The sequence below is a fragment of the Nonomuraea diastatica genome (assembly GCF_004349015.1).
GTDB lineage: Bacteria > Actinomycetota > Actinomycetes > Streptosporangiales > Streptosporangiaceae > Nonomuraea > Nonomuraea diastatica.
Map to the genome: position 1 here is coordinate 1 of NZ_SMKP01000467.1, position 471 is coordinate 471.

General features: G+C 73.0%; 1 protein-coding gene. It reads left to right on the top strand.

Features of this window, described 5'->3' with window-relative positions; all coding sequences use genetic code 11:
• On the top strand, nucleotides 1-471 hold a 471-nt coding region (locus E1294_RS52195), incomplete at both ends, for a glycosyltransferase (RefSeq protein ID WP_281284642.1).

Here is a 471-nt window from a genome sequence, read left to right on the forward strand (position 1 = left end):
CTCCCAAGCTGGTGGTCACGCTGCACAACGCGCTGACCGCCGGAGGGTTCGTCGGGGCCGTCTACAGGGTGCTGGAGCGACTCGTGGCCAGAGGCGCCGGGCAGGTGGTCGTGGTGTCGCCCGACCTCGGCACGCGGATGGCGCGGCTCGGTGCCAGGGACGTGCGGGCCGCGGTGGTGCCCGCGCCCGTGCCGAGGCCGGCCAAGCGCACACCCCGGGAGGTCAGGGACGAACTGGATGCCGGCGAACGGCCGATCTTGCTGACCGTCGCCAGGCTCGCCCAGCAGAAGGGCCTCGAGACGTTGCTCGACGTCGCAGCCGGGCCGTGGGAGGAGGACTATGCACCTGAGCCCGCTGCTGAGCCCGCTGCTGAGCCCGCGTCTGAGTCCGCGCCTGCGTCTGCGTCTGAGCCCGCGTCTGCGCCTGTGCCTGCGTCTGCGTCTGAGTCAGGGCTTGCGGCTGGGGCGGGGC